The 22,499-nt window shown below is 66.3% G+C and carries 23 protein-coding genes and 1 pseudogene; 11 read left to right on the top strand and 13 right to left on the bottom strand.

The features are described 5' to 3' along the window. The first annotated feature begins 40 nt into the window (after positions 1 to 40). Both QM789_RS17075 and QM789_RS17070 read left to right on the top strand, forming a co-directional pair. On the top strand, positions 41 to 325 hold the full coding sequence (locus QM789_RS17075) for a SelT/SelW/SelH family protein (protein ID WP_420353030.1): 285 nt from the start codon (positions 41 to 43) through the stop codon (positions 323 to 325). Beyond that, the gene (locus QM789_RS17070; protein ID WP_420353029.1) at positions 322 to 1,113 is read left to right on the top strand and encodes an SDR family oxidoreductase; all 792 of its coding nucleotides are present in this window, start codon (positions 322 to 324) and stop codon (positions 1,111 to 1,113) included. The genes QM789_RS17075 and QM789_RS17070 overlap by 4 nt, the downstream gene beginning before the upstream one ends. On the opposite strand, the gene QM789_RS17065 is transcribed toward QM789_RS17070, so the two are convergent. Beyond that, the gene (locus tag QM789_RS17065) at positions 1,086 to 2,342 is read right to left on the bottom strand and encodes an MFS transporter (protein ID WP_420353028.1); all 1,257 of its coding nucleotides are present in this window, start codon (positions 2,340 to 2,342) and stop codon (positions 1,086 to 1,088) included. The two genes, QM789_RS17070 and QM789_RS17065, sit on opposite strands and share 28 nt — an antisense overlap. Before the next feature lie 137 nt (positions 2,343 to 2,479). Between QM789_RS17065 and QM789_RS17060 the strand changes: the two are divergent. Continuing rightward, positions 2,480 to 3,536, top strand: a pseudogene (locus QM789_RS17060) (dipeptidase). Here QM789_RS17060 and QM789_RS17055 read toward each other — a convergent pair. The 5 genes from QM789_RS17055 to QM789_RS17035 all read right to left on the bottom strand — a co-directional run bounded on the left by QM789_RS17055 (position 3,537) and on the right by QM789_RS17035 (position 9,294). After that, positions 3,537 to 4,718 carry a TIGR03862 family flavoprotein gene (locus tag QM789_RS17055; protein ID WP_420353027.1) on the bottom strand — a complete coding sequence of 394 codons (1,182 nt, stop codon included), beginning with the start codon at positions 4,716 to 4,718 and terminating at the stop codon, positions 3,537 to 3,539. It lies immediately after the preceding pseudogene. Next, positions 4,715 to 5,740, bottom strand: a complete 1,026-nt coding sequence (gene holA / locus QM789_RS17050) for a DNA polymerase III subunit delta (protein WP_420353026.1) — start codon at positions 5,738 to 5,740, stop codon at positions 4,715 to 4,717. The genes QM789_RS17055 and holA overlap by 4 nt, the downstream gene beginning before the upstream one ends. Then, positions 5,737 to 6,231 (bottom strand): LPS assembly lipoprotein LptE, encoded by a 495-nt coding sequence (gene lptE / locus QM789_RS17045; RefSeq protein ID WP_420353025.1) that lies wholly within the window; start codon positions 6,229 to 6,231, stop codon positions 5,737 to 5,739. Before lptE ends, holA begins: the two co-directional genes overlap by 4 nt. Further along, on the bottom strand, positions 6,218 to 8,755 hold the full coding sequence (leuS, locus tag QM789_RS17040; protein ID WP_420353024.1) for a leucine--tRNA ligase: 2,538 nt from the start codon (positions 8,753 to 8,755) through the stop codon (positions 6,218 to 6,220). The genes lptE and leuS overlap by 14 nt, the downstream gene beginning before the upstream one ends. A gap of 65 nt (positions 8,756 to 8,820) precedes the next feature. Beyond that, positions 8,821 to 9,294, bottom strand: coding sequence for a DUF3576 domain-containing protein (locus QM789_RS17035; RefSeq protein ID WP_420353023.1), 474 nt, complete (start codon positions 9,292 to 9,294; stop codon positions 8,821 to 8,823). A 287-nt stretch (positions 9,295 to 9,581) separates the two neighbouring features. Here QM789_RS17035 and QM789_RS17030 point away from each other — a divergent pair, with 287 nt between their 5' ends. Both QM789_RS17030 and QM789_RS17025 read left to right on the top strand, forming a co-directional pair. Continuing rightward, the gene (locus tag QM789_RS17030; RefSeq protein ID WP_420353022.1) at positions 9,582 to 10,595 is read left to right on the top strand and encodes a porin; all 1,014 of its coding nucleotides are present in this window, start codon (positions 9,582 to 9,584) and stop codon (positions 10,593 to 10,595) included. An 80-nt stretch (positions 10,596 to 10,675) separates the two neighbouring features. Then, positions 10,676 to 11,329, top strand: a complete 654-nt coding sequence (locus QM789_RS17025; protein WP_420353021.1) for a YggS family pyridoxal phosphate-dependent enzyme — start codon at positions 10,676 to 10,678, stop codon at positions 11,327 to 11,329. Here the strand turns inward: QM789_RS17025 and QM789_RS17020 are convergent. Then, the gene (locus QM789_RS17020; protein ID WP_420353020.1) at positions 11,320 to 11,829 is read right to left on the bottom strand and encodes a L,D-transpeptidase family protein; all 510 of its coding nucleotides are present in this window, start codon (positions 11,827 to 11,829) and stop codon (positions 11,320 to 11,322) included. The genes QM789_RS17025 and QM789_RS17020 overlap by 10 nt on opposite strands. 2 nt (positions 11,830 to 11,831) lie before the next feature. Beyond that, positions 11,832 to 12,899 carry a GTP cyclohydrolase II gene (gene ribA, locus QM789_RS17015; protein WP_420353019.1) on the bottom strand — a complete coding sequence of 356 codons (1,068 nt, stop codon included), beginning with the start codon at positions 12,897 to 12,899 and terminating at the stop codon, positions 11,832 to 11,834. 140 nt (positions 12,900 to 13,039) lie between these two features. On the opposite strand from ribA, the gene QM789_RS17010 reads away from it, so the two are divergent. The 4 genes from QM789_RS17010 (at position 13,040) to QM789_RS16995 (ending at position 16,464) form a co-directional block, all read left to right on the top strand. After that, positions 13,040 to 13,726 carry a response regulator transcription factor gene (locus QM789_RS17010; protein ID WP_420353018.1) on the top strand — a complete coding sequence of 229 codons (687 nt, stop codon included), beginning with the start codon at positions 13,040 to 13,042 and terminating at the stop codon, positions 13,724 to 13,726. Positions 13,727 to 13,988: 262 nt separating this feature from the next. Next, complete coding sequence (locus tag QM789_RS17005; RefSeq protein WP_420353017.1) at positions 13,989 to 14,489, top strand: molybdopterin-dependent oxidoreductase; 501 nt, start codon at positions 13,989 to 13,991, stop codon at positions 14,487 to 14,489. 47 nt (positions 14,490 to 14,536) lie between these two features. Further along, complete coding sequence (locus tag QM789_RS17000; protein ID WP_420353016.1) at positions 14,537 to 15,835, top strand: sensor histidine kinase; 1,299 nt, start codon at positions 14,537 to 14,539, stop codon at positions 15,833 to 15,835. Next, positions 15,832 to 16,464, top strand: coding sequence for a response regulator transcription factor (locus tag QM789_RS16995; protein WP_420353015.1), 633 nt, complete (start codon positions 15,832 to 15,834; stop codon positions 16,462 to 16,464). The genes QM789_RS17000 and QM789_RS16995 overlap by 4 nt, the downstream gene beginning before the upstream one ends. A 2-nt stretch (positions 16,465 to 16,466) precedes the next feature. On the opposite strand, the gene QM789_RS16990 is transcribed toward QM789_RS16995, so the two are convergent. Next, positions 16,467 to 17,702 (bottom strand): saccharopine dehydrogenase family protein, encoded by a 1,236-nt coding sequence (locus tag QM789_RS16990; protein WP_420353014.1) that lies wholly within the window; start codon positions 17,700 to 17,702, stop codon positions 16,467 to 16,469. A gap of 47 nt (positions 17,703 to 17,749) precedes the next feature. Continuing rightward, positions 17,750 to 18,844 (bottom strand): carboxynorspermidine decarboxylase, encoded by a 1,095-nt coding sequence (locus tag QM789_RS16985; protein ID WP_420353013.1) that lies wholly within the window; start codon positions 18,842 to 18,844, stop codon positions 17,750 to 17,752. A gap of 168 nt (positions 18,845 to 19,012) precedes the next feature. Here QM789_RS16985 and QM789_RS16980 point away from each other — a divergent pair, with 168 nt between their 5' ends. After that, positions 19,013 to 19,648, top strand: coding sequence for a ribonuclease HII (locus tag QM789_RS16980; RefSeq protein ID WP_420353012.1), 636 nt, complete (start codon positions 19,013 to 19,015; stop codon positions 19,646 to 19,648). 143 nt (positions 19,649 to 19,791) lie between these two features. After that, on the top strand, positions 19,792 to 20,895 hold the full coding sequence (locus tag QM789_RS16975) for a site-specific DNA-methyltransferase (protein WP_420353011.1): 1,104 nt from the start codon (positions 19,792 to 19,794) through the stop codon (positions 20,893 to 20,895). 64 nt (positions 20,896 to 20,959) lie between these two features. On the opposite strand, the gene QM789_RS16970 is transcribed toward QM789_RS16975, so the two are convergent. The 3 genes from QM789_RS16970 to grxC are packed head-to-tail and all read right to left on the bottom strand — an operon-like array spanning position 20,960 to position 22,484. Beyond that, on the bottom strand, positions 20,960 to 21,394 hold the full coding sequence (locus tag QM789_RS16970) for a MarR family winged helix-turn-helix transcriptional regulator (protein ID WP_420353010.1): 435 nt from the start codon (positions 21,392 to 21,394) through the stop codon (positions 20,960 to 20,962). Next, the gene (locus QM789_RS16965; RefSeq protein ID WP_420353009.1) at positions 21,391 to 22,233 is read right to left on the bottom strand and encodes a carbon-nitrogen hydrolase family protein; all 843 of its coding nucleotides are present in this window, start codon (positions 22,231 to 22,233) and stop codon (positions 21,391 to 21,393) included. Before QM789_RS16965 ends, QM789_RS16970 begins: the two co-directional genes overlap by 4 nt. A 2-nt stretch (positions 22,234 to 22,235) precedes the next feature. Next, positions 22,236 to 22,484, bottom strand: a complete 249-nt coding sequence (gene grxC / locus QM789_RS16960) for a glutaredoxin 3 (protein ID WP_420353008.1) — start codon at positions 22,482 to 22,484, stop codon at positions 22,236 to 22,238. Positions 22,485 to 22,499: the final 15 nt, after the last annotated feature.

Below are 22,499 nucleotides of genomic sequence, written 5' to 3'. Positions count from 1 at the left end.
GCCTTGCAAGTGACGTTGTGATGACCGTATCCTGCGCACCATGGAAAACGACGGCAAACCCCAGGTGACGATCACCTATTGCACCGGATGCAACTGGCTCCTGCGGGCCGGATGGATGGCGCAGGAACTGCTTCAGTCCTTCGGCCAGTCTCTGGGGGCGGTGACGCTGATCCCGGGCTATGGCGGGGTTTACGAAATCCGGCTGGACGGCGCCCTGATCTGGGAGCGCAAGCGCGACGGTGGCTTCCCCGAGGCGAAGGAGATCAAGCGCCGCATCCGCGACGTGATCGAACCGGGCCGCGACATGGGGCATATCGACCGATGATCCTGCTGTCCATCGGCCACGGCTATTCGGCACAGGCGCTGGCGCGGCGGATCGCGCCCGCGCGGGTCATCGGCACGTCCCGTTCGGCAAAGAAGGCGGGGGCCTTCGGCGGGCTGGTCTGGCCGGGGCAGGATCTGCCGATCGAGGAGGCGACGCATCTGCTGTGCTCGGTCGCGCCGGATGCGGCGGGGGATCCGGTGCTGCGGGCATTCGGTGAACGGATCGCGGCGCGGAACTGGGACTGGATCGGTTATCTGTCCACGGTCGGGGTTTACGGCGATACCGGCGGTGCCTGGGTCGACGAAGACAGCCCGACCGATCCCGGCACGCAGCGCGGGCAGGAGCGGCTGGCGGCGGAGGCGGAGTGGCGCGCGCTTGGCGCCCATGTGTTCCGGCTGGCGGGAATCTACGGGCCGGGGCGCGGTCCGTTCGAAAAGGTGCGCTCGGGTCAGGCGCGGCGGATCGTCAAGCCGGGGCAGGTGTTTTCGCGCATCCATGTGGAGGATATCGCGCAGGTTCTGGCGGCCTCGATGGCGCGGCCCGATCCGGGCCGGGTCTATAACGTCTGCGACGATGAACCCGCCCCGCCGCAGGACGTGCTGGCCCATGCGGCGGATCTGCTGGGCCTGCCGCGCCCGCCGGAGGTGGCCTTTGACGAAGCCGAGATGAGCCCGATGGCGCGCAGCTTTTACGCCGCCAACCGCCGGGTGCGGAACGACCGGATCAAGACCGAACTCGGGGTGCGGCTGCTGTATCCGGATTACCGCGCTGGGCTGGCGCTGGGCTGAAGCCCCTCGACCAGCGGGCGTTCCCGCACCGGCAGGTGGATGATCGCCGAAAACGCCCCCACCGCGACGCCGACCCACCACACGGCGGTGTAATTGCCGTAAAGGTCATAGAGCCGCCCGCCGAGCCAGACCCCCAGAAACGCGCCGATCTGATGGCTGAGGAAGACGAAGCCATAAAGCGTGCCCATGTAGCGCAGCCCGTAGATATAGGCGACCAGCCCCGAGGTCAGCGGCACCGTGGCGAGCCACAGCGCCCCCATCACCAGCGAGAACACCAGCACGCTGGCGGGTGTCATCGGCAGCATGATGAAGACCGCCGCCGCCACGGTGCGCAGCACATAGATCCCGGCCAGCAGATATTTCTTCGTCCAGCGCCGCCCCGCCCAGCCCGCCAGGATCGACCCCGCGATATTCGCCAGCCCGATCACCGCGATCGAGGCGGCGCCAAGCGCCGATTGCGTCCTGATTCCGATCGCGGCCAGCATGCCGGACGGGTCGATCGCGCCGCACATCTCGGTCACCATCGCGGGGAAATGGGCGGTGATGAAGCCCAGCTGATAGCCGCAGGAGAAGAAGCCGAGGAAGATGAAGGTATAGGTCGGGTCGCGGAAGGCGCGGGCCAGAACCGTGCCCATGCTTTCGGCAAGCTCCGCCCGCCCGATATGCGCCGTGCCGCGCAGCAGCGGCAGCGCCAGCAGGCTGGCCATGATCAGCGCGGCGAAAATGACGAACACGCCCTGCCACGGGAACCAGACGAGCAGCAACTCCGCCAGCGGCGCCCCGAACACCTGCCCCGCCGATCCGGCCGCCGTGGCCACGCCGAGCGCGAGGGAGCGGTTCTCATCCGTCGCCGCCCGGCCGACCACCGCCAGCACGACGCCGAAACCGGTGCCCGCGATGCCGAAGCCCACCATGAATTCCAGCAGGTCGTGCTGCCACGGATGCACCGACAGCGCCGACAGCACCAGCCCGAGCGCATAAAGCACCGCGCCCAGCACGATCGCCTTGCGGTCGCCGAACCGTTCCGCCAGCGCGCCGAAGATCGGCTGGCCGATGCCCCAGGCCAGGTTCTGGATCGCGATCGCCAGGCTGAACTCGGCCCGGGGCCAGCCGAATTCCTGCGCGATCGGGATCTGGAACACCCCGAAGGACGCGCGGATCGCGAAGTTCAGCAGCAGGATGATACAGCCGCCGACCAGGATCGGCGTGAACAGGCGGGCGTTCTGCATGGGGCCTCCTTCGGCACGGGCGATCAATTCGCCACGGCGCGGGGGCGGCGTCAATCACGGCTTTGTGCCGGGAACAATCCCTTGCACCCGCCGGGGCGAAGTGGTCCTGTCGCGCGGTCAACATGCGAGGGACAGACATGGGCACGCAAGTTCCCGTCTTCGACGGCCATAACGATTTTCTGCTGCGCCTGCTGCGGGCGCCCGAACGGCGCGCGCAGATCTGGCTGGAGGGGGACGGGACGGGGCAGCTCGACCTGCCGCGGATGCGGGCGGGGGGCTTTGCCGGTGGGTTCTTCGCGATCTGGGTGCCCTCGCCCGGGCCGGACGATCTGGCGGAACTGGACCGGCAGATGCGAAACCCGCCCTTCGTCATGCCGCTACCGCCCGAAATCCCCTGCGCCGAGGCGCTGCCGGTGGCGATGGCCGAGGCGGGGCATCTGTTCTGGATGGAGCGCACGGGGCATCTGAAGATCTGCCGCTCGGTCGCCGATATCCGCGCCGCGATGGCCGAGGGCAAGATTGCCGCGATCCTGCATATGGAGGGGGCCGAGGCGATCGCGAACCTCGATGCGCTGCATGTCTGGCACGCGGCGGGGCTGCGCTCGCTCGGGCCGGTGTGGTCGCGCCCGACGGCCTTCGGTCATGGCGTGCCCTTCGCCTTCCCGTCCGCGCCCGATACCGGAGACGGGCTGACCCCGGCGGGCAAGGATCTGATCCGCGAATGCAACGCGCTGCGGATCATGGTCGATCTGAGCCACCTGAACGAAAAGGGGTTCAACGATGTCGCGGCGATTTCCGATGCGCCGCTGGTGGCGACGCATTCGAACGCCCATGCGGTCACGGCCTCGTCGCGCAACCTGACGGACCGGCAGCTTGCGATGATTTCGCGACAGTGACGGCATGGTCGGGCTGAACTATGCGGTGGGGTTCCTGCGTCCCGACGGGCTGGGCACGCCGTTCACCGGCTGGGATCCGGTGCTGCGCCATCTGGATCACCTGATCGGGCAACTGGGCGAAGACCGCGTTGGGCTGGGCTCGGATTTCGACGGGGCGGAGATGCCCGCCGATCTGGGCGATGTGGCGGGCCTGCCGCGGCTGCTCGATGCGTTGCGGGCGCATGGGTTCGGCGAGGAACTGGTCGAAAAGATCGCCTGGCGGAACTGGCTCGCGCTGCTCGGGCGGGTCTGGGGCTGATCAGCCCAGCCGCCGCGCCGCCGCCAGCCCGGCATGGCGGCCGGTGGCAAGGCAGCCGGTCAGCAGATAGCCGCCGGTCGGCGCCTCCCAATCCAGCATTTCGCCTGCGACGAAAGTGCCGGGCAGGGCGCGCAGTTCGAGGTCATCCGTCACCGAACCATCGGTGACTCCGCCCGCCGAGGAGATTGCCTCCGCCAGCGGGCGCGGGCCGCCATGTGGCACCGGAAGCGCCTTCAGCCGCCGCGCCAGCGCCAGCGAATCGGTGGGCAGGGGCCGCGCCCATTCATGCAGCAACGCGAGCTTCACCCCGTCGAGCCGCAGCGCCTTGCGCAACCGGTTCGTCAGGCTTTCGCGCGCGGGGCTGCGGGCAAGACGGCGGGCGATTTCATCCGTGTTCAGCCCGGGCGCAAGGTCGAGGGCCAGCGGGCTGCCGTCACGGACATCGGCGGCCACGGCATAGACGCCGCCCCCCTCGATCCCGGCGGCGGAAAGCACGAATTCCCCGCGCGAGACGGAGCGGTCCGTGACCAGGGCCGCGCCTTTCACCGGGGTGCCGAAATGTTCTTTCATATGGTCTGACCAGGTGATCCGGAAGCCCATGTTGGCGGGGCGGAACGGCGCCACCTCGACGCCCTTGTCACGCAGCCACGGCACCCAGGCGGCATCCGAGCCGAGCCGGGGCCAGCTTGCGCCGCCAAGCGCCAGGACCGTCACATCGGGCCGCCCCTCGGCGCGGCCGTTCGGGGTGTCGAACACCAGTGACGTGCCGGAAAACCCCTGCCAGCGCCAGCGGGTCCGGACCTCTACCCCAAGACCCGCCAGCCGGGCGAGCCAGGCGCGCAGCATCGGCGAGGCCTTCATGCCGACCGGAAACACCCGGCCGGTCGAGCCGGTGAACAGGTCCACCCCGAGGCCGCGGCTGAAGGCCATCACCTCCGCCGGGCCGAATTCCGCGACGATGCCGCGGATCCTGTCGCTGCGATAGGCGGCCAGGAAATCTGCGGGCGCCTCGTCCCGCGTCAGGTTCAGCCCGCTTTTGCCCGCCATCAGGAACTTGCGCGCGGGGGTGGGATTGGCCTCGGTCACCACGACGCGGTGCCCGGCCTGCGCCAGTTGTTCCGCCGCCATCAGGCCCGCCGGGCCCGCGCCGACCACCATCGCAAGGGTGTCGTGCGCCGTCATGTATGCCGCGCCATCATCGCAAGGCGCAGGAAGGCGCGCTCCACCAGCGCCATCTGCGGCGCTTTTGATGCTGAGCGCAGCGTCAGATCGGTTTCGACCAGCACCTTCAGCGCCTCCTCCAGCCGGAACATGCCCCATTTCGACGCTTGCGCCTGCATCCGGTCCCGCCTTGGGCCAAAGACCGGCGGCCGCAGCCGGCCCAGCCCCGCGCCCGGCCCGCCGGGATCCGAGGCCGCCGCGTGCAGCGCCCGGAAATGGCGCAGGACGGAAATCGCCAGCGCGACCGGCTGCACGCCCTGCCCTTCGATCCGCCGCATCATCGGGCCCAGCTCCTGCGCCCGGCCCTCGGCGACGATGTTCAGCACGTCATCCACATCCGCCTCGATCGTGACGGGGGCATTCGCCGCGACCTCGGTGGGTGTCAGCGGTGCGGAATCGCCCCATTTATACAGCGCGATCTTCTCCACCGTCTGGCGGAAATCGCCGGGGTCCAGGCTGCGGGCCAGCGCCAGCAGGTCGGTCATCGCGGCGGGGGCGATGTCGCGCAGCCCGGCGCGGTGCAGGATCTCCTCGATCTCCTCGCGGCTGGGCGGGTCGTCGTAGATGCCGATCGCATAGGCATTCGGATGGGCCTCGAAGATCTTGCGCAGGGCGGATTTCGCGGTGAGCGACCCCGCCGTCACCACCAGTTGCGCATCCCCGGGCCGCCAGTCCTTCAGCGCCGCGGTCACGGCGGGGGCGGCGGTGTCACTCGCATCCTCGACGAAAACCACGCGCGCGCCGGGGAAGAACCCCACCGCCTTCATTGCATCGGCCAGCGCCGCCGGATCCTTGCGCAGCCCGGCGGCGGGAAGGCGGGTCAGCCGCATCTCGCCCTCGCCCTCCGGGCCGATCAGCGCGGCGATCACCTCCTGCCGCCGCAGCGCGACCCGCATCCCGTCGGCGCCAAAGATCAGCAGCCCGGTGCGATCCGGCTCGGGCCGGGCGAAATAGCGGCTGGCGGCGATGCCCGACAGTTTCATTGCGGCAGCGAAGCCGCCTGTGCGGTCAGCTTGGTCACGATCTGATCGGCAAGGATCGTCATCAGCCGGCGATGCGCGTCTTCCTCGGCGGTATCGGTGGCGACGACGGTGCCCGAGGCGGACCAGGAGGTGAAGGACGCCACCCGCCCGGTCAGCAGCACCGCATCGCTGTCGATGGCGCGCAGCGTGTAGTCGACGTTCCCGGTCAGTGAATAGCGGGTCGTGGCATTGTCCGGCGTGATCGCCTGCCCGATGGCTCTGGTCCGGACCTGATAGGACAGCCGGTAGCGCGGCGTTCCGACCGGGCCGAGCCTTTCGCTCAGCCTGCGGGTCAGGGCGAATTCCTCCCGTGTCGTCGGGGTGTCGGTCTGGACCCCGTTCAGGAATCTTGCCGCCCCGCCCGAAGGCGCATAGGCCGGGGTGAAGCCACAGCCCGCCAGCGCCGTAAGCGCGGCGAGCCGCAGGAAGGTTCTCCGGTCAGATGACCACATTGACGATACGCCCCGGCACGACGATGAGTTTCTTCGGCTGACTGCCCGCCAGCACCTTGAGAACAGTCTCATCCGCCAGCACCAGCTTTTCAACCTCTGTGGCAGGCATATCTTTCGGAACCGTTACCTCGGACCGTTTCTTGCCGTTGATCTGGATCGGCAGGGTCACCGAATCCTCGGCCAGAAGCGCCGGATCCGCCTTCGGCCAGGGCGCGCGCACGACGAAGCCTTCGCCGCCCAGTAGGTGCCAGATGTCCTCGGCCAGATGCGGCACCATCGGCCCCATCAGCTGCGCCATCAGCTTCATCGCGTCGCGCCGCGCCGCGTTCGACGCCTGCGTCCGCGCGAGCGTATTCGCCAGGCCATAGATCGCCGCCACCGCCTTGTTGAAGGCGAAACCGTCGATGGAGCGGGTCACCTCATCCACCGCCTTGTGCACGGCCTTCATCAGCGCCAGATCCTGCGCCGCATCGCCATCCGCCCCTTCGGCGATTTCCGAGGCGATCCGCCAGACCCGCGCCAGGAACTTCGACGTGGCCTCCGCCCCGGCGGCGGTCCATTCCACGTCGCGCTCGGGCGGGCTGTCCGACATCACGAAGAAGCGCGCGGTATCGGCGCCGAAGGACGCGATGATATTCATCGGATCGACCACGTTCTTCTTCGATTTCGACATCTTGGCCGAGGGGATGATCTCCACCGGCGTGCCGTCGGCCAGCTTGCCGTCCGTCACCTCCTCGGGCAGGTGATAGACCGGGCGGCCGTTCGCATCCCGGGTCATGTAGATCTCATGCGTCACCATGCCCTGCGTGAACAGCGCGTTGAACGGCTCGACCGCCTTCGCGGGAAGGTGGCCGGTCTTCTGCATCGCCCGGGCGAAGAAGCGCGAATAGAGCAGGTGCAGGATCGCATGTTCGATGCCGCCGATATACTGGTCGACGTTCATCCAGTAGTCGGTTTCCGCCGGATCGGTGGGCGTGGTCGCGCGCGGCGCGGTGAAGCGCGCGTAATACCAGGACGAATCGACGAAAGTATCCATCGTATCCGTCTCGCGCAGCGCCGCCGCCCCGCAGTTCGGGCAGGTGGTGTTGCGCCAGGTCGGATGCCGGTCCAGCGGATTGCCCGGCTTGTCGAAGCTCACATCATCGGGCAGGCGGACGGGCAGGTTCGCCTTCTTCTCCGGCACGACGCCGCAATTCGGGCAGTGCACCACCGGAATCGGGCAGCCCCAATACCGCTGGCGGCTAAGCCCCCAGTCGCGCAGCCGGTAATTGGTCACGCCCCGGCCGATGCCCTTCGCCTCGCAGAACGCGATCGCGGCGGCGATGGCCTCTTCGCCAGTCTGCTCTTCGGCTCCGGCATAGTCGCGGATGTAGCGCACCTTTTCCGTCTTCGGCGGCACGAATTCGCCCGCCTCCGCCTCGCCCGACAGCGGCACGAAGACCGGGTTGATCGGCAGGTGGTATTTCGTCGCGAATTCATGGTCGCGCGCGTCATGCGCGGGGCAGCCGAAGATCGCCCCGGTGCCGTAATCCATCAGGATGAAGTTCGCGATATAGACCGGCAGTTCCCAGGCCTCGTCCAGCGGATGGCGCACCCGGATGCCGGTATCGCGGCCCAGCTTCTCGGCGGTCTCGATCGCCTCTTCGGTGGTGCCGCCCTTGCGGCATTCGGCGATGAAGGCGGCCATCTCGGGGTCCGTCTTCTCCAGCGCCTTGGCGATCGGGTGATCGGGCGAAATGCCGACGAAGCTCGCCCCCATCAGCGTGTCGGGCCGGGTGGTGTAGCATTCGATCCGGTCGAATCCCTCGGGCGCATTCACCGTGCCAAAGGCGAATTGCAGCCCGCGCGACTGGCCGATCCAGTTCGCCTGCATCAGCCGCACCTTCTCGGGCCAGTCCTTCAGCCCGTCCAGCGCCTCCAGCAGTTCCCCCGCGAAATCCGAGATCCGGAAGAACCACTGCGTCAGTTCCTTGCGCTCGACCAGCGCGCCCGAGCGCCAGCCGCGCCCGTCGATCACCTGCTCGTTCGCGAGAACCGTCATGTCCACCGGGTCCCAGTTCACCACCGCGTTCTTGCGATAGACCAGCCCGGCCTCCAGCATGTCGAGGAACATCGCCTGCTGCTGGCCGTAATATTCCGGGTCGCAGGTCGCGAATTCCCGCGTCCAGTCGAGCGAGAATCCCAGCGGCCGCAACTGCCCCTTCATCTCGGCGATATTGCCATAGGTCCAGTCCTTCGGATGCCCGCCGCTCTGCATCGCGGCGTTTTCCGCGGGCATGCCAAAGGCGTCCCAGCCCATCGGATGCAGCACCGAAAACCCGCAGCTCATCTTGTAGCGCGCGACGACATCGCCCATCGTATAGTTGCGCACATGCCCCATGTGGATGCGCCCAGACGGATAGGGGAACATCTCCAGCACATAATATTTCTGCTTCGAGGGATCGTGCTGCGCGGTGAAAACACCGGCCTTGTCCCAGGCGGCTTGCCACGTCTTTTCGGTTTGGGCGGGTGCATACGGCGTCATGGCGTCCCTCTGGCGGAATTCTGCGAGAGGCTTGCTACACCGTCAGGGGGCGCAAGGCCAGCGTATTACCGCTGGGAATCGGCAACGCGCAGCTGCCGCGCGCGGGTCAGGATCGCATCCTCCACCGCCTTCACCGTCTCCGGCGAGACCGCGCCACCCTTCGTCTCCAGCGCGACCTTCAGGCTGCGCGCGTCGAGCGCGGGATCCGTGATGTGGATCGACGCGCGATAGGCGCGCCCGCCGCCCGGCGGCGTGCCATAGCCCGTCACGATCAGGCCGGAGAACGGATCGACAGACTGCACCGGCAGGAAGTTCAGCACTTCGAGCGAGGCATTCCACAGGTATTTGTTGACCGCGATCTTCACGTTCGGGTCTTGCCGGTTGGAAAACAGATCCCACACCGATGTGTTCCGCGCCGCCGTCTGGTTCGGCGACTGGTCCATGGCAGAGACGTTTTCCTCACCGCTTATATGCGAATACTGAGTCGCGTCGGGATAGGCGCGCTTTTCGGTTCCGCCGCAGGCCGCCAGCACGATCATTCCGCAGATCAGGCTTCCTGTGCGCACAGAGTGTCGGATCGTCATTCGGAACTGTCCCCGGGGCCTGCTTGAACTCCCTCCGTCTCTATCCGATGCCCCGCGAAGCGACAAGGCATTTCCCCCGCGCCGGGCGGGGAAGGACTGTGGCAAGACTGCACCATGCGCCCGGTCAATCGGCGGGGTGGGGCCGATTCCGTTGCAATGCGGGGCGTCCGGCGCGAAATATCCACCATACCCAATTCGGATTCCCCTGAGTTGGGGCTCCTTAGATACAATGAGGGAAAACGATGAAAAAGGTTCTCTTCGCGACGACCGCCCTGGTCCTCTCGGCTGGCGTTGCCGCTGCTGAAGTCGCGGTTTCGGGCACGGGTCGTCTGGGTGTCGTCTACAACGGCGAAAACACCTGGAACTTCAACAGCCGCGCTCGCGTGATCTTCGATCTGTCGGGCCAAACCGACAACGGTCTGGAATTCGGCGGCTCGTTCCGTGCTGACCAGTCGGGCAAGGCCAACAAGGGCGGCGCTGGCTCGGTCTTCATCTCGGGCGCCTTCGGCAAGATCGAAATGGGTGATACCGTTTCGGCTCCGGAAGCTCTGTTCGGCGACCTGCCGGAAGTCGGCTACTCGGATCTGACCGCCTCGGAAGGCGACGTCAAAGGCTTCGCCGGTCTGAACGGCCAAGGTCTGCTCGAAAACGACATCCCCTACCTGACGGGTGATGACAGCGGCGTTACCGGTGAGAACAACCCGGTCGTTCTCTACACCTACTCAACCGGTCCGTTCTCGATCGCGACGTCGTTCTCCTCGGGCGTCAAGTCCGATACCGACAACGCCTATGGCGGTCACGACAAGAACGCCGATCAGGAATATGCGCTGGCCGCGGCCTACACCTTCGACGCTTACACCGTCGGTCTGGGCTATGAAGTCAAGGACTACGCGAAGGTTAACGGCGTCGCTCCGGAAAAGGCTGCGCAAGGCGAACTCGCCGGCACCGCGACCTTCGGCAACACCGACCTGAAGGCCTACTACGCCTGGGGCAACCAAGGCAACCCGGTGGACAAGGCTTACGGCCTCGGCTTCGCGTCGAAGTTCGGTGCGACCTCGGTCATGGGCTATGTCCAAAAGGTTGACTTCGAGAATGATCTGGTTGTCAACAATGTGACCGTTGACGGCGCTGTGTGGTGGGGCCTCGGTGCTGCCTACGATCTGGGCGGCGGCGCCTCGGTTGTTGGCGGTATCTCGGATGCCGACCTGGATGGCTCGGACGTCACCGCCGACTTCGGTGTGAAGTTCAAGTTCTGATCCTTCGGGACTGGAATGCGAAGAGCGGGCCTTGCGCCCGCTCTTTTCTTTTGGCTTTCTCGCAGCCGATGGAGGATGCCATGCCGCTCGAAGACATCGCGCGCCGCGTCGCGCAGGCCGAGGCCGCCGCGGGCCGCGCCCCCGGTTCCGTGCAACTGATCGCCGTTTCAAAGGTTCAGCCCGCCGTGCGGGTCGAATCCGTCCTGCGCGCCGGGCACCGCCTGTTCGGCGAGAACTATGTGCAGGAAGCCGCCGGAAAATGGCCCGCCTGGCGGGCGGAGTTTCCGGGCGTTGCCGTCCACATGATCGGCCCGCTGCAAACCAACAAGGCCAAGCTGGCGGTGGATCTGTTCGACGCGATCCATACCGTGGACCGCCCCTCGCTCGCCGAAAAGCTGGCCCGTCTGGCACAGGCCCGTGGCGCCAGCCCGGACCTGTTCGTGCAGGTCAATACCGGCGCCGAGCCGCAGAAGGCCGGGGTGCTGCCCGAGGGGGTCGATGCCTTCGTCGCCGCGCTCCGGGCGATGGACCTGCCGCTCGCCGGGCTGATGTGCATCCCGCCCGAGGGCGAGGATCCGGCGCCGCATTTCGCCCTGTTGGCCGCGATGGCCGGGCGCAACGGCCTCACCGGTCTGTCGATGGGCATGAGCGCCGATTTCGAGACCGCGATCGCCCATGGCGCCACCCATGTCCGCGTCGGTTCCGCAATCTTCGGCGCGCGCAGCTACGCCTGAGCGCCCCGGAACGCGGCCAGCGGCGGGATCAGGATTTCGTCGCCCTTCCGCACCCGCCGCGCCAGCCGGATCAGATCCGCCCGCCGGAGCGCGAGGCACCCCGCCGTCGGCGCGCCGAGCCGCCGCCGCTGATGCACGAAGATCGCCGATCCGCGCCCGGGCGTGGCCTTCGGATAGTTCCAATCCGTCACCAGCACGATGTCATACAGCGGATCGGCGCGGCGCATCCGCTCGTGGCTGGCGGCAAAGGGCGCGCGCACGGGCTGATTATAGGCCGGATGGTCGGGCGCGTCGCACCACAGGTCGCGCGGCCCGATCGGACGCGCCCAACCGGCAGGGCGGGGCAGCCGGTCCGCGCGCCACAGCAGGCCAAGGATCCGCAGCCGCCCGACCGGCGTCGCCCCGTCGCCCTCGCGCTTGTCGCGCGCAAGGCCGCCGCGCCCGATCTGCACCGGCAGCCTGCGGCCGCGCACCAGCAACCCGCCCGGAGTCAGCCGCATCTTCACAGGATATGCCCCGACTTCGCCGCCTTCGTCGCCAGATAGGCGGCGTTGTGGCGGCTGAGCCCGACCTTGAGCGGCACGCGCTCCACCACCTCGATGCCGTGGGATTGCAGCATCCGCACCTTCGCGGGGTTGTTGGTCAGAAGCCGGACCCGCGAAAACCCGAGCCGCCGCAAGAGCGCCGCGCCGATCCGGAAATCGCGCTCGTCATCCTCGAACCCCAGCCGGTGGTTGGCCTCCACCGTGTCGAACCCCTGATCCTGAAGCGAATAGGCGCGCATCTTGTTGGCAAGGCCAATCCCGCGCCCTTCCTGATTGAGGTAAAGCAGCACCCCCGCGCCTTCGTGCCCCATCTGGGTCAGCGCGGCGTCAAGCTGCGGCCCGCAATCGCATTTCAGCGAGCCGAGCACATCGCCGGTAAAGCAGGCCGAATGCAGCCGGGCCAGCACGGGCAACGACCGGTCGGGAGAGCCGATTTCGACCGCGTAATGCTCTTCGCCGCCATCCTCGGGGCGAAAGACATGCAGCCGCCCGCGTTCGGCCGCGCGCATCGGCACCCGGGCGGCGGAAACCGGCAGCAGCACCCCTTCGGCCGACATTTCGCGCAGCGCCTCGGCGGCATCGAGACAGGTCAGCCCCTCGGGCGCCGGGCCGGACACGGCCACCAGCAGCGCGGCGGGCAGCAGATGCGCCGTCTTCGCCAGCCCGATCGCCGCGCGCGCCACGGTGGCATCGCCCTCGCGCAGGGTGGCAAGCGGCCCCTTCATCGGCATCCGCAGGTCATCTGCCGGATCCGCCAGCGCCCGCAGCCAGGCCAGATCCGCCCCCTCCGGCACGCGGATCCGGGCGAGGTCGGTGTCATAGACCCGGGCCTTCAGCGTTTCGGCCCGCCACGAGGTCAGCACGATCACCGGCGCGCCGAGCCCGCGCAGCGCCGCCAGCCGCTCGGGCGTGAGGGTCTCGACCGCCGCGGCCAGATGACCGGACAGCACGACGGGCAGGCCCATGCGCAGATCGGCACGGGCGCGGTTCAGACGTTCGGCGGGGGTTGGGCCAAGCGGTTCCATGGCCCACAGATAGCGATGCCTGAAACAAATTGAAACACAGCGCCGCCTTCCGACACGTCCGCGTGAGAAAGATTTCACCCGCCTTGCCGGGCGCGTGATGGCGCGCCAGCTTTGGCCGAGCAACGCACGGAGGCCCCCAAATGGCTGGATTGAAGAAAATTCTTCTGGTGGATGACGAAGAGGACCTGCGCGAGGCGCTGGCCGAGCAACTGGTCGCGACCGAGGATTTCGAGGTGTTCGAGGCCGGTTCCGGCGCCGAGGCCGTGGAAAAGGCGAAGGCGGGGCTGTTCGATCTGGTCGTTCTGGACGTCGGCCTGCCCGATACCGATGGGCGCGAGCTGTGCAAGAAGCTGCGCAAGCAGGGCGTGAAATGCCCGATCGTGATGCTGACGGGGCATGACACGGATGCGGATACCATCCTGGGGCTCGATTCGGGCGCGAACGACTATGTGACGAAACCGTTCAAGTTCCCGGTTCTGCTGGCGCGTCTGCGGGCGCAGTTGCGCACGCATGAACAATCCGAGGATGCGGTGTTCCAACTGGGGCCGTATACGTTCAAGCCGTCGATGAAGATGCTGATCGACGCCAAGGACCGCAAGATCCGCCTGACCGAGAAGGAAACCAATATCCTGAAGTTCCTGTATCGGGCGACGGATGGCGTGGTGCCGCGCGATGTGCTGCTGCACGAGGTCTGGGGCTATAATGCCGGGGTCACGACGCATACGCTTGAAACCCATATCTATCGGCTGCGGCAGAAGATCGAACCCGATCCGGCCAATGCCCGGCTGCTGGTGACCGAATCGGGCGGCTACCGGCTGGTCGCCTGACAGCCGGACCCCCCTAGTTTTCGGGAATGGCCTGCGGGGCCGGGAGGCGGCATGATCTGAGGCGGGGAAAAGGAAATGGGTGGGCTTTCGGTGCAGGATCCCTTTGGGGCAAGCATCGGCACTCTCTTCAGACCCGTTTTAGGTAATGAGTTTATTGGCCAACCGGCAACAGTCATTTTATTACGGAAGGCGCGGGTGCCCCAGGTGCCCGCGCTGACTCTGTTGCCGAAGGGACGAAGCGACCGTGTGAGGAGGCCACTGCATGACGCATCTGCCGGATCTGCGCCGCCGGGGTCTCCTGATGTCGCTGGCCGCCATGGCCCTGCCGGGGCGGGCGGGGGCCGAAGGGCCCGTGATCCTGACGCTGGTCGGTCCGTCGGGGCAGGTTCACGCCCTGGACGAAGATGCTTTCGCCGCCCTGCCGCAGCATGAACTGACAACCCACACCGTCTGGACCGATGGCGCCCAGACCTTCGCGGGCGCGCGGCTGTCCGATGTTCTGGCCCTTGCCGGGACGGAGGAGGCGCTGCGCGACCGGGATCTGCTGCTCAAGGCGCTCAACGACTATACCATCCGGATCCCCGCGGCGGATGCCTGGGACTATGGCGCCCTGCTCGCCCGCCGACAGAACGGAACGGCGCTGCTGCGGCGGGACAAGGGGCCGCTGTGGCTGGTCTATCCGCGCGACAGTTTCGATACGCTGCACGACCAGCGCTATGATTCCCGCTGGGTCTGGCAACTGTCAGAGATCGTTATCAGGTGATCCGCTCCCGCGCCGTTTTTCTGGCCGCTGTGTCGATCGGGTGCTTTGTGCTGTTGTTCTCTTATGCGGTCGTGCAACTGGTCATGATCGACCGGGTGCTGCGCTTCAACGTGGGGGAGAACATGCTCTGGGCGGTGACCCAGGCGAACCGCGAGGCGCAGCGGCTTCTGCTCGGCATGGCGCGGGACGATGCGCCCGAGGCGCTTTCGCTGCGGTATGACATTCTGCACAGCCGGGTTCTGCTGCTGACCGAGGGGCCGCAGTACAGCTATTTCGCCATGCTGGGGCTTGAGGATCAGACGCACAGGATCACCGCCCTGCTGGACCGCATTGGTGCGATGATCGACCGGGACACGCCATCGGATGACGCCACGCTACAGGCTGCGGTGGCGGAGCTTGACGAGGCCTTGCGCCTGATGTCGAATGATACCGTCGTGGCCGAACGCATGCTGCGCGGCGAGAAGCACGATCTTCAGCGCGGGGCGATGCAGATCCTGCTGCTGGCGGTGCTGGGGGCGGCCTGTTCGGGGGCGTTCATGTCGGGGCTGCTGCTGCGCACGCTGCAACAGTCGATACGGGCGCAGCGCGCGCACCGGGCCCTGCTGGAAGAGACCGTCGCGCAGCGGACCCGCGAATTGCAGGACGCGCTGGCCTCCGAACGCCGGGCGAAGGAGGTCTATCGCAGTTTCATCGTCACCGTGCCGCATCAGTTCCGCACGCCGCTGTCGGTGATCCTGATGATCGCACAGCGGCAGTTACGCAGGCCCGACCTCGATTCGCAGACCTTGCAGCGCAAGTTCCGGCGTATCGTCGAGGCGGCGCAGCGGCTCAATCGGCTGTTGGGCGGCGTGATGTCCGTGGTGACCATGGATGCGCGCGAACTCACGCGGCACCGGGTCGATCTGAACGCCGTGGTGGGGCCCGCCTTGCAGCAGGTGCGGGAGGAAAACCCGGATCGGGAGATCCGGAGCGACCTGTCCGAGGCGCCGCTCTGGATCGAGGCCGATGCGGTGCTGCTGGAACAGGTGGTGCTGAACCTGCTGACGAATGCGGTGAAATATTCGGGCGCCGAATCCCCCGTCGTCCTGCGCACGGGCCGGAAGGGCAGCGGCGTTTTTTGCAGCGTGACCGATTACGGGGTGGGCATTCCGGATCAGGCGCAGGCCACGATCTTTGAACGGTTCTACCGCGCGCCCAATGTTCACCATCTTCCGGGCATGGGCGTCGGGTTGAGCTTGTCACGCGATATCGTCACGATGCACGATGGCACGATCGACTTCACATCCGCCGAGGGACAGGGATCGGCCTTCACGATCACTTTCCCCGCCAGGGAGGAAGGCCAATGACGGAGGGCATACCGGCTGGAACGATCCTGTGCGTCGAGGACGAGGAAGCCCTGCGCGAGGAGCTGTGCGAGGAACTGAGCAGCATGGGCTATGCCGTTCACGGCGCGGCCGACTGCGCCGAGGCGCAGGCGCTGCTGTCCGGGGTGCGCCCCGATGTCATCCTGTGCGATGTGATGATCCCCGACATGAGCGGGTTCGACTTCCTGCGCCGGCTGCGCGATGACGGCAAGCTGCCACGGACGACGGCCTTCATCTTCATGACGGCGCTGTCCTCGCGCGATATGCGGCTGGAGGGGCTGAACAGCGGCGCGGATGATTACCTGACGAAGCCGGTGGACCTCGACCTGCTGCATCTGAAGATCCGCAACCGGCTGGACTTCGTGCGCCGGGTGCAGTCGTCCGGGGCCGCGCCGATCACCGCGCATCTGTCGCCGCGCGAGGAACAGGTTCTGACCCATCTGGGGCTGGGGGCGCGGACCACGGCCATCGCCCATGCGCTGAGCATTTCGGAATATACCGTCAACCAGTATATCAAGGACATCTACCGCAAGCTGGGAATCAGCAACCGGGCCGATGCGGCGCGCGCGGCGATCCGCATCGGCCTCGTGCGGCCGGACCAGATGGGCTAGGTTCAGATCGCGTGTTCGACGCCCTGCGGATCGACGACGAAGGACGGCAGGCCGATCTTGCCCAGCAGTTCAAGGAAGGGCCGGGCGGGCAGTTCCTCGACATTCGCCATCTTCTTCACGTCCCAGGTGCCCTCGGCGATCAGGATCGCGGCGGCCACGGGCGGCACGCCGGCGGTATAGCTGATGCCCTGCGAGCCGACCTCTTCATAGGCTTCCTTGTGATCGGCAACGTTGTAGACGAAGACCTCGACCTCCTTGCCGTCCTTCGTGCCCTTCACGAAATCGCCGATGCAGGTCTTGCCGGTGTAGCCGGGCGCGAGGCTCGCCGGATCGGGCAGCACTGCCTTCACCACCTTCAGCGGCACGACCTCCAGCCCCTCGGCGGTCTTCACCGGCTGCTCCGACAGCAGGCCGAGGTTCTTCAGCACGGTAAAGACATTGATGTAATGGTCGCCAAAGCCCATCCAGAACCGGATATCGGCATCGGGGTAATTCGCCGACAGGCTGTGCACCTCGTCATGGCCGGACAGATAGGCCTTCTGCTTGCCCACGACGGGCAGATCCCATTCCTTGCCCACCTCGAACATGGCGTTTTCCTGCCACTTGCCGCCCTGCCAGGAATAGACCGTGCCGGTGAATTCGCGGAAGTTGATCTCGGGGTCGAAATTCGTCGCGAAGTACCGGCCATGCGAGCCTGCGTTGATATCGACGATATCGACCGAGGTCACCTTGTCCAGATATTCATCTGCCGCGAAGCGCACATAGGCATTCACCACGCCCGGATCGAACCCGGCGCCCAGAATCGCGGTCACCCCGGCGGCTGCACAGGCATCGCGCTTTTTCCATTCGTAATTGCCATACCACGGCGGGGCTTCGCAGATCTTGTTCGGTTCTTCGTGGATCGCGGTGTCGATATAGGCGACGCCGGTGTCGATACAGGCATCGAGAACGTATTTGTTCACGAAGGCCGAGCCCACATTGATCACGATCTGCACACCGGTTTCACGGATCAGCGCGGCCACCGCGGCACTGTCCATCGCGTTGACCGCATGGGCCTTGAACGTGCCCGGCACCTTCATCGCATCCTTTTCCAGAACCGAGGCGATGATCGCATCGCATTTGGCCTTCGTGCGCGACGCGATATGCAGGTCACCCAGGATGTCGTAGTGTTGCGCGCATTTGTGGGCGACCACTTGCGCCACACCGCCGGCACCGATGATGAGCACGTTCTTTTTCACTTCAACTGGCTCCTTTCACGAGCAGGGGAAGGGGGGCGTTCAACCCCTCAGGACAGGGACGAGGCGTAATCCTCATAGGAAAATTCGCGGATCAGGTCGATTGCGCCATCCGCGCGGCGAATCGCGATCGACGGCATCTGGACGCCGTTGAACCAGTTTTTCTTGACCATCGTATAGCCCGCCGCGTCGCGCACCGAAATCCGGTCGCCGACCCTGAGCGGCACCGGAAAGCGCGCATCACCGAAGACATCGCCCGCAAGGCAGGATTTCCCGGCGATCTGATAATGATGATCGCCCTCCTGCGGCAGTTTCGCGGTCTCGCGGTAGATCAGCAGGTCGAGCATATGCGCCTCGATGCTGCTGTCGACGATGGCGATCTGCTTGCCGTTGTCGAGCAGATCCAGCACCGAAACCTCCAGCGTGGTGGATTGGGTGATCGCGGCCTCGCCCGGTTCCAGATAGACCTGCACGCCGAACCGGTCCGAGAATTTGCGCAGCCGTTCGGCCAGCGCCTCGATCGGATAGCCCTCGCCGGTGAAATGGATGCCGCCGCCCAGGGAAACCCAGTCGAGCCGTTGCAGAAGCGGCGCGAATTCCTCTTCGATCCGGCTCAACTGCTGATCGAACAGCGAAAAATCGCGGTTCTCGCAATTGTAGTGGATCATCACGCCGGAGATCAGATCGCCCACCGCCAGCAATTTTGAAATATCCCATTCGCCCAGCCGCGAGAACGGCCGCGCCGGGTCCGCCAGGTCGAAACCGCTGGTCGAGAAGCGCGGGTTCAGCCGCACGCCGCGCCGGATTTCGGCCGATTGCGCCTCGAACCGCTGCAACTGGCCCACGGTGTTGAAGATGATCTTGTCGGCATAGCCACAGGCTTCGTCGATCTCCCGGTCGGACCAGGCGACGGAATAGGCGTGGGTTTCCTTGCCGAATTTCTCATGCCCCAGCCGCAGCTCGAACAGCGACGACGAGGTGGTTCCGTCCATATGGGGACGCATGATGTCGAAGGCTGACCATGTTGCGAAACATTTCAGCGCCAGCAGCGCCTTCGCCCCCGACGCCTCGCGCAGAAAGGCGATCTTGCGCATGTTCTCCAGAAGCCGGGCTTCGTCGATCAGGTAGAAGGGTGTCGGAATCATGGGCCCCCCCAAGCGGCAAAGTGAAGCCGCGATATAGGCCCCCCACCTGCGCAAGGCAAGGATGCTTCTCCGGAGCGCAGCGCATCGCAGGCTAGGACCGGAATGTGAAGCGTGCATGACGATCGGCTTTTCCGTTGCACGCCCGCGCGGGCGCAGGCACAGGAAGGCATGACACAGATCCCGGACTTTTCCTTTGAACGCGCCGCGCTGAGCCGTGGCCTGACCCGAATCGCAGGCGTGGACGAGGTGGGCCGTGGACCGCTGTGCGGGCCGGTCGTCGCGGCGGCGGTGGTGCTGGACCCGGCGCGCATCCCCGAGGGCCTGAACGATTCGAAGAAGCTCAGCCCGAAACGCCGCGCCGTGCTCGAATCGCTGATCAAGGACAGCGCCGACTGGTGCGTGGCCGAGGCGAGCGTGGCCGAAATCGACACGCTGAACATCCTTCAGGCCAGCCATCTGGCGATGTGCCGCGCCATTGCCGGGCTGCGCCGCCCGCCGGATCACGTCCTGGTGGACGGCAACCGCCTGCCGAAGGCCCTCACGGTCAGCGCCGAGGCGGTGGTGAAGGGGGACGGGCGGTCGGTGTCGATCGCGGCGGCGTCGATTCTGGCGAAAGAGGCGCGCGACCGGCTGATGGTGGATTTGGCGCAACAATATCCGGGCTACGGCTGGGAGAAGAACGCCGGGTACCCGACGCAGGACCATCTGAGGGCGCTCCTAAATCTGGGGATAACCCCTGTGCATAGGCGTTCGTTTCGCCCCATCCACAACATCTTGTGCCAAGGGGTTTCTATAACCCGTTGATTCAAAAAAGAATTTGACGACGACTCCATCCTGACTCATTTTAACCACCACGAGATCGGCACAAGCCGGCACGAAACGAGCAGTCAACGACCAGACCCGAAAACGGGCGGTTTCCGGATCAAACCGGGCAGAACGAGGCAGAGATGACGAAAACGACTACGCGGGCTGCGCAGGCGGCACTGCCGCTCAACCAGATTTTGGCAGGCGATTGCGTCGAGGTGATGAACTCCCTTCCGGAGTCCTCCGTCGACCTGATTTTCGCCGACCCGCCCTATAACCTGCAACTGAAGGGCGAGTTGCACCGGCCGGACAATTCCCGCGTCGATGCGGTGGATGATGCCTGGGACCGGTTCGGCTCCTTTGCCGAATACGACCGCTTCTGCCGCGACTGGCTGGCGGCGGCGCGGCGCCTGCTGAAGCCGAACGGGGCGATCTGGGTGATCGGTTCCTATCACAACATCTTCCGGCTGGGCGCGGAGTTGCAGAACCAGGGCTACTGGATCCTGAACGATGTGGTCTGGCGCAAGTCGAACCCGATGCCGAACTTCCGCGGCAAGCGGCTGACCAATGCGCATGAGACGCTGATCTGGGCGTCGAAGGCCGAATCGTCGAAATATACCTTCAACTACGAGGCGCTGAAGGCGCTCAACGAGGGCACGCAGATGCGCTCGGACTGGGTGCTGCCGATCTGCACCGGGGGCGAGCGGCTGAAGGATGCGGCGGGCGACAAGGCGCATCCGACGCAAAAGCCGCAATCGCTGCTGCACCGGGTCATCGTCGGCACGACCAATCCGGGCGATGTGGTGCTGGACCCGTTCTTCGGCACCGGCACGACGGGCGCGGTGGCGAAGATGCTGGGCCGCGATTTCATCGGCATCGAGCGCGAGCAGGATTACCGCGAGGTCGCGCAGCGCCGGCTGGACCGTGTGCGCCGTCTGGACCGGGAGGCGATCGAGGTCACCGGCTCGAAACGCGCCGAGCCGCGCGTGCCCTTCGGCCAGCTGGTCGAGCGCGGCATGCTGCGCCCGGGCGAGGAGCTGTATTCCATCGGCAACCGCTTCAAGGCCAAGGTCCGCGCCGATGGCACGCTGATCGGGGATGATGTGAAGGGCTCGATCCATCAGGTCGGCGCCCGGCTGGAAGGCGCGCCGTCGTGCAACGGCTGGACCTACTGGCATTACATTCGCGAAGGCAAGATGGTGCCCATCGACATGCTGCGCCAGCAGATCCGCGCCGAACTGAACTAAGGTTTCCGCCAGTGCCCGGGCTGCCCGGGCACCCCTTGCCCCGCCGGTCTCCGGCGGGGTCTTTTCAATTGGCGTCAAGGCGTTGGCGCAACTCGCGCAGCACCGGCAGGGTGGTGCGCACCCGGTCCGGCCCGATCGCGCGCACGACATCGGCGATCACCGGCATGAAGGAGGCGAAGGCCGCATCGCGGGCCTGTCGCCCGGCGGGCGAGATCGAGACGAACTTGCGCCGCGCATCGTCCCAGTCCGGGCGGATATGGACATGCCCGGCCCATTCCAGCTTCGACAGGGTGTTGGTCATCGCGCCCCGCGTGACATGGAACGTCGCCGCCAGTTGCGCGGGCGTGCGTTCCTCGCCGATATGGGCGAGGTGGTTCAGCACCGAGAAATGCGAAATCTCCATGCCTTTCGGCAGCGCCCGGCTGACCAGGTTGCGGGCCAGCTGATCGACCATGAAGACCTCGGCAAACAGGCTTGCGGCGAGGGGGTCGGTGCTCATGGCCCCTCGAAATCGCGGTCGTGGGTCAGCGACGGCACACGCCCGCGCGCCTGCGCCACGCGCGCAAGGTCAATGTCCACCACCGTCACCCCGGGCTCCGTGCCGCCATCGGCCAGAATTTCGCCCCAGGGCGCAACCGCAAGGCTGTGGCCCCAGGTGCGGCGGGGCCGTTCGGGCGCGTTCGGGCTGTGGGCCACATGGGCGCCGCATTGCGCGGGGGCCAGCACGAAGGCCGTGTTCTCGATCGCGCGGGCGCGGATCAGCGTCTCCCAATGCGCGGCGCCGGTGGTGTCGTTGAAGGCCGCGGGCTGCGTCAGGATCTGCGCCCCGCCCTGCGCCAGCCGCCGGAACAGATGCGGGAAGCGCAGGTCGTAGCACACCGCCATGCCGACCTTGCCGAACTCCGTATCCGCCACCACGGCGCGGTCGCCGGGGCGATAGCCCTCGGATTCGCGGTATTTTTCCGTCTCGGACACCGTGACATCGAACATATGGATCTTGTCATAGCGCGCGGCGATCTGCCCCTTCGGCCCGATCAGGAAGGACCGGTTGGCGAAGCGCCCGTCCGCGTCATGCGTCTTCAGCCCGATCGAGCCGATCAGCAGCCAGATCCCCAGTTCCTGCGCCTCGGCACGCAGGTCGGCCAGCGTGGGATCGTCCTCCTCGTGGTAAAGAACCTCCTGCTGATAGGCGCGGTCCGAAGACAGCAGGTTGGTACATTCCGGCGTCAGGACGAAACGCGCCCCGCGCCCCGCCGCCTCGCGCAGGAAGGCCACCGTCACCGGCAGGTTCTTTGCCGGATCGTCGGTCACGTTGAGCTGAACCAGTGCCGCCTTCATGATCAATCCTCCAGCATCGCGTCGAGCCTGCCCGCCGCGTCGAGCGCGTGCAGATCGTCGCAACCGCCGACATGCTGCCCGCCGATGAAGATCTGCGGCACCGTGCGCCGCCCGCCCGCGCGCGCCATCATCGCGCTGCGGTCGCCCGAAACGTCGGTTTCCTCAAAGGCGACGCCCTTCTTGCGCAGCAGCGCCTTCGCGGCCAGGCAATAGGGACAGGTGGGCGTGGTGTAGATTTCGACGGTCTTCATGGCATTCCCCTTGGC

The sequence above is a fragment of the Paenirhodobacter sp. genome (assembly GCF_047600745.1).
Taxonomy (GTDB): domain Bacteria; phylum Pseudomonadota; class Alphaproteobacteria; order Rhodobacterales; family Rhodobacteraceae; genus Rhodobacter.
Note: the sequence above shows the minus strand (reverse complement) of the source record. Positions and strands in the feature narration are given on the sequence as shown.

Bases quoted from the DNA above. Each gene is read 5' to 3' on its own strand.
- QM789_RS17075 (WP_420353030.1), top strand. From the start codon at position 41: ATGGAAAACGACGGCAAACCCCAGGTGACGATCACCTATTGCACCGGA.
- QM789_RS17070 (WP_420353029.1), top strand. From the start codon at position 322: ATGATCCTGCTGTCCATCGGCCACGGCTATTCGGCACAGGCGCTGGCG.
- QM789_RS17065 (WP_420353028.1), bottom strand. From the start codon at position 2,342: ATGCAGAACGCCCGCCTGTTCACGCCGATCCTGGTCGGCGGCTGTATC.
- QM789_RS17055 (WP_420353027.1), bottom strand. From the start codon at position 4,718: ATGACGGCGCACGACACCCTTGCGATGGTGGTCGGCGCGGGCCCGGCG.
- holA (WP_420353026.1), bottom strand. From the start codon at position 5,740: ATGAAACTGTCGGGCATCGCCGCCAGCCGCTATTTCGCCCGGCCCGAG.
- lptE (WP_420353025.1), bottom strand. From the start codon at position 6,231: ATGTGGTCATCTGACCGGAGAACCTTCCTGCGGCTCGCCGCGCTTACG.
- leuS (WP_420353024.1), bottom strand. From the start codon at position 8,755: ATGACGCCGTATGCACCCGCCCAAACCGAAAAGACGTGGCAAGCCGCC.
- QM789_RS17035 (WP_420353023.1), bottom strand. From the start codon at position 9,294: ATGATCGTGCTGGCGGCCTGCGGCGGAACCGAAAAGCGCGCCTATCCC.
- QM789_RS17030 (WP_420353022.1), top strand. From the start codon at position 9,582: ATGAAAAAGGTTCTCTTCGCGACGACCGCCCTGGTCCTCTCGGCTGGC.
- QM789_RS17025 (WP_420353021.1), top strand. From the start codon at position 10,676: ATGCCGCTCGAAGACATCGCGCGCCGCGTCGCGCAGGCCGAGGCCGCC.
- QM789_RS17020 (WP_420353020.1), bottom strand. From the start codon at position 11,829: ATGCGGCTGACTCCGGGCGGGTTGCTGGTGCGCGGCCGCAGGCTGCCG.
- ribA (WP_420353019.1), bottom strand. From the start codon at position 12,899: ATGGAACCGCTTGGCCCAACCCCCGCCGAACGTCTGAACCGCGCCCGT.
- QM789_RS17010 (WP_420353018.1), top strand. From the start codon at position 13,040: ATGGCTGGATTGAAGAAAATTCTTCTGGTGGATGACGAAGAGGACCTG.
- QM789_RS17005 (WP_420353017.1), top strand. From the start codon at position 13,989: ATGACGCATCTGCCGGATCTGCGCCGCCGGGGTCTCCTGATGTCGCTG.
- QM789_RS16995 (WP_420353015.1), top strand. From the start codon at position 15,832: ATGACGGAGGGCATACCGGCTGGAACGATCCTGTGCGTCGAGGACGAG.
- QM789_RS16985 (WP_420353013.1), bottom strand. From the start codon at position 18,844: ATGATTCCGACACCCTTCTACCTGATCGACGAAGCCCGGCTTCTGGAG.
- QM789_RS16980 (WP_420353012.1), top strand. From the start codon at position 19,013: ATGACACAGATCCCGGACTTTTCCTTTGAACGCGCCGCGCTGAGCCGT.
- QM789_RS16975 (WP_420353011.1), top strand. From the start codon at position 19,792: ATGACGAAAACGACTACGCGGGCTGCGCAGGCGGCACTGCCGCTCAAC.
- QM789_RS16970 (WP_420353010.1), bottom strand. From the start codon at position 21,394: ATGAGCACCGACCCCCTCGCCGCAAGCCTGTTTGCCGAGGTCTTCATG.
- QM789_RS16965 (WP_420353009.1), bottom strand. From the start codon at position 22,233: ATGAAGGCGGCACTGGTTCAGCTCAACGTGACCGACGATCCGGCAAAG.
- grxC (WP_420353008.1), bottom strand. From the start codon at position 22,484: ATGAAGACCGTCGAAATCTACACCACGCCCACCTGTCCCTATTGCCTG.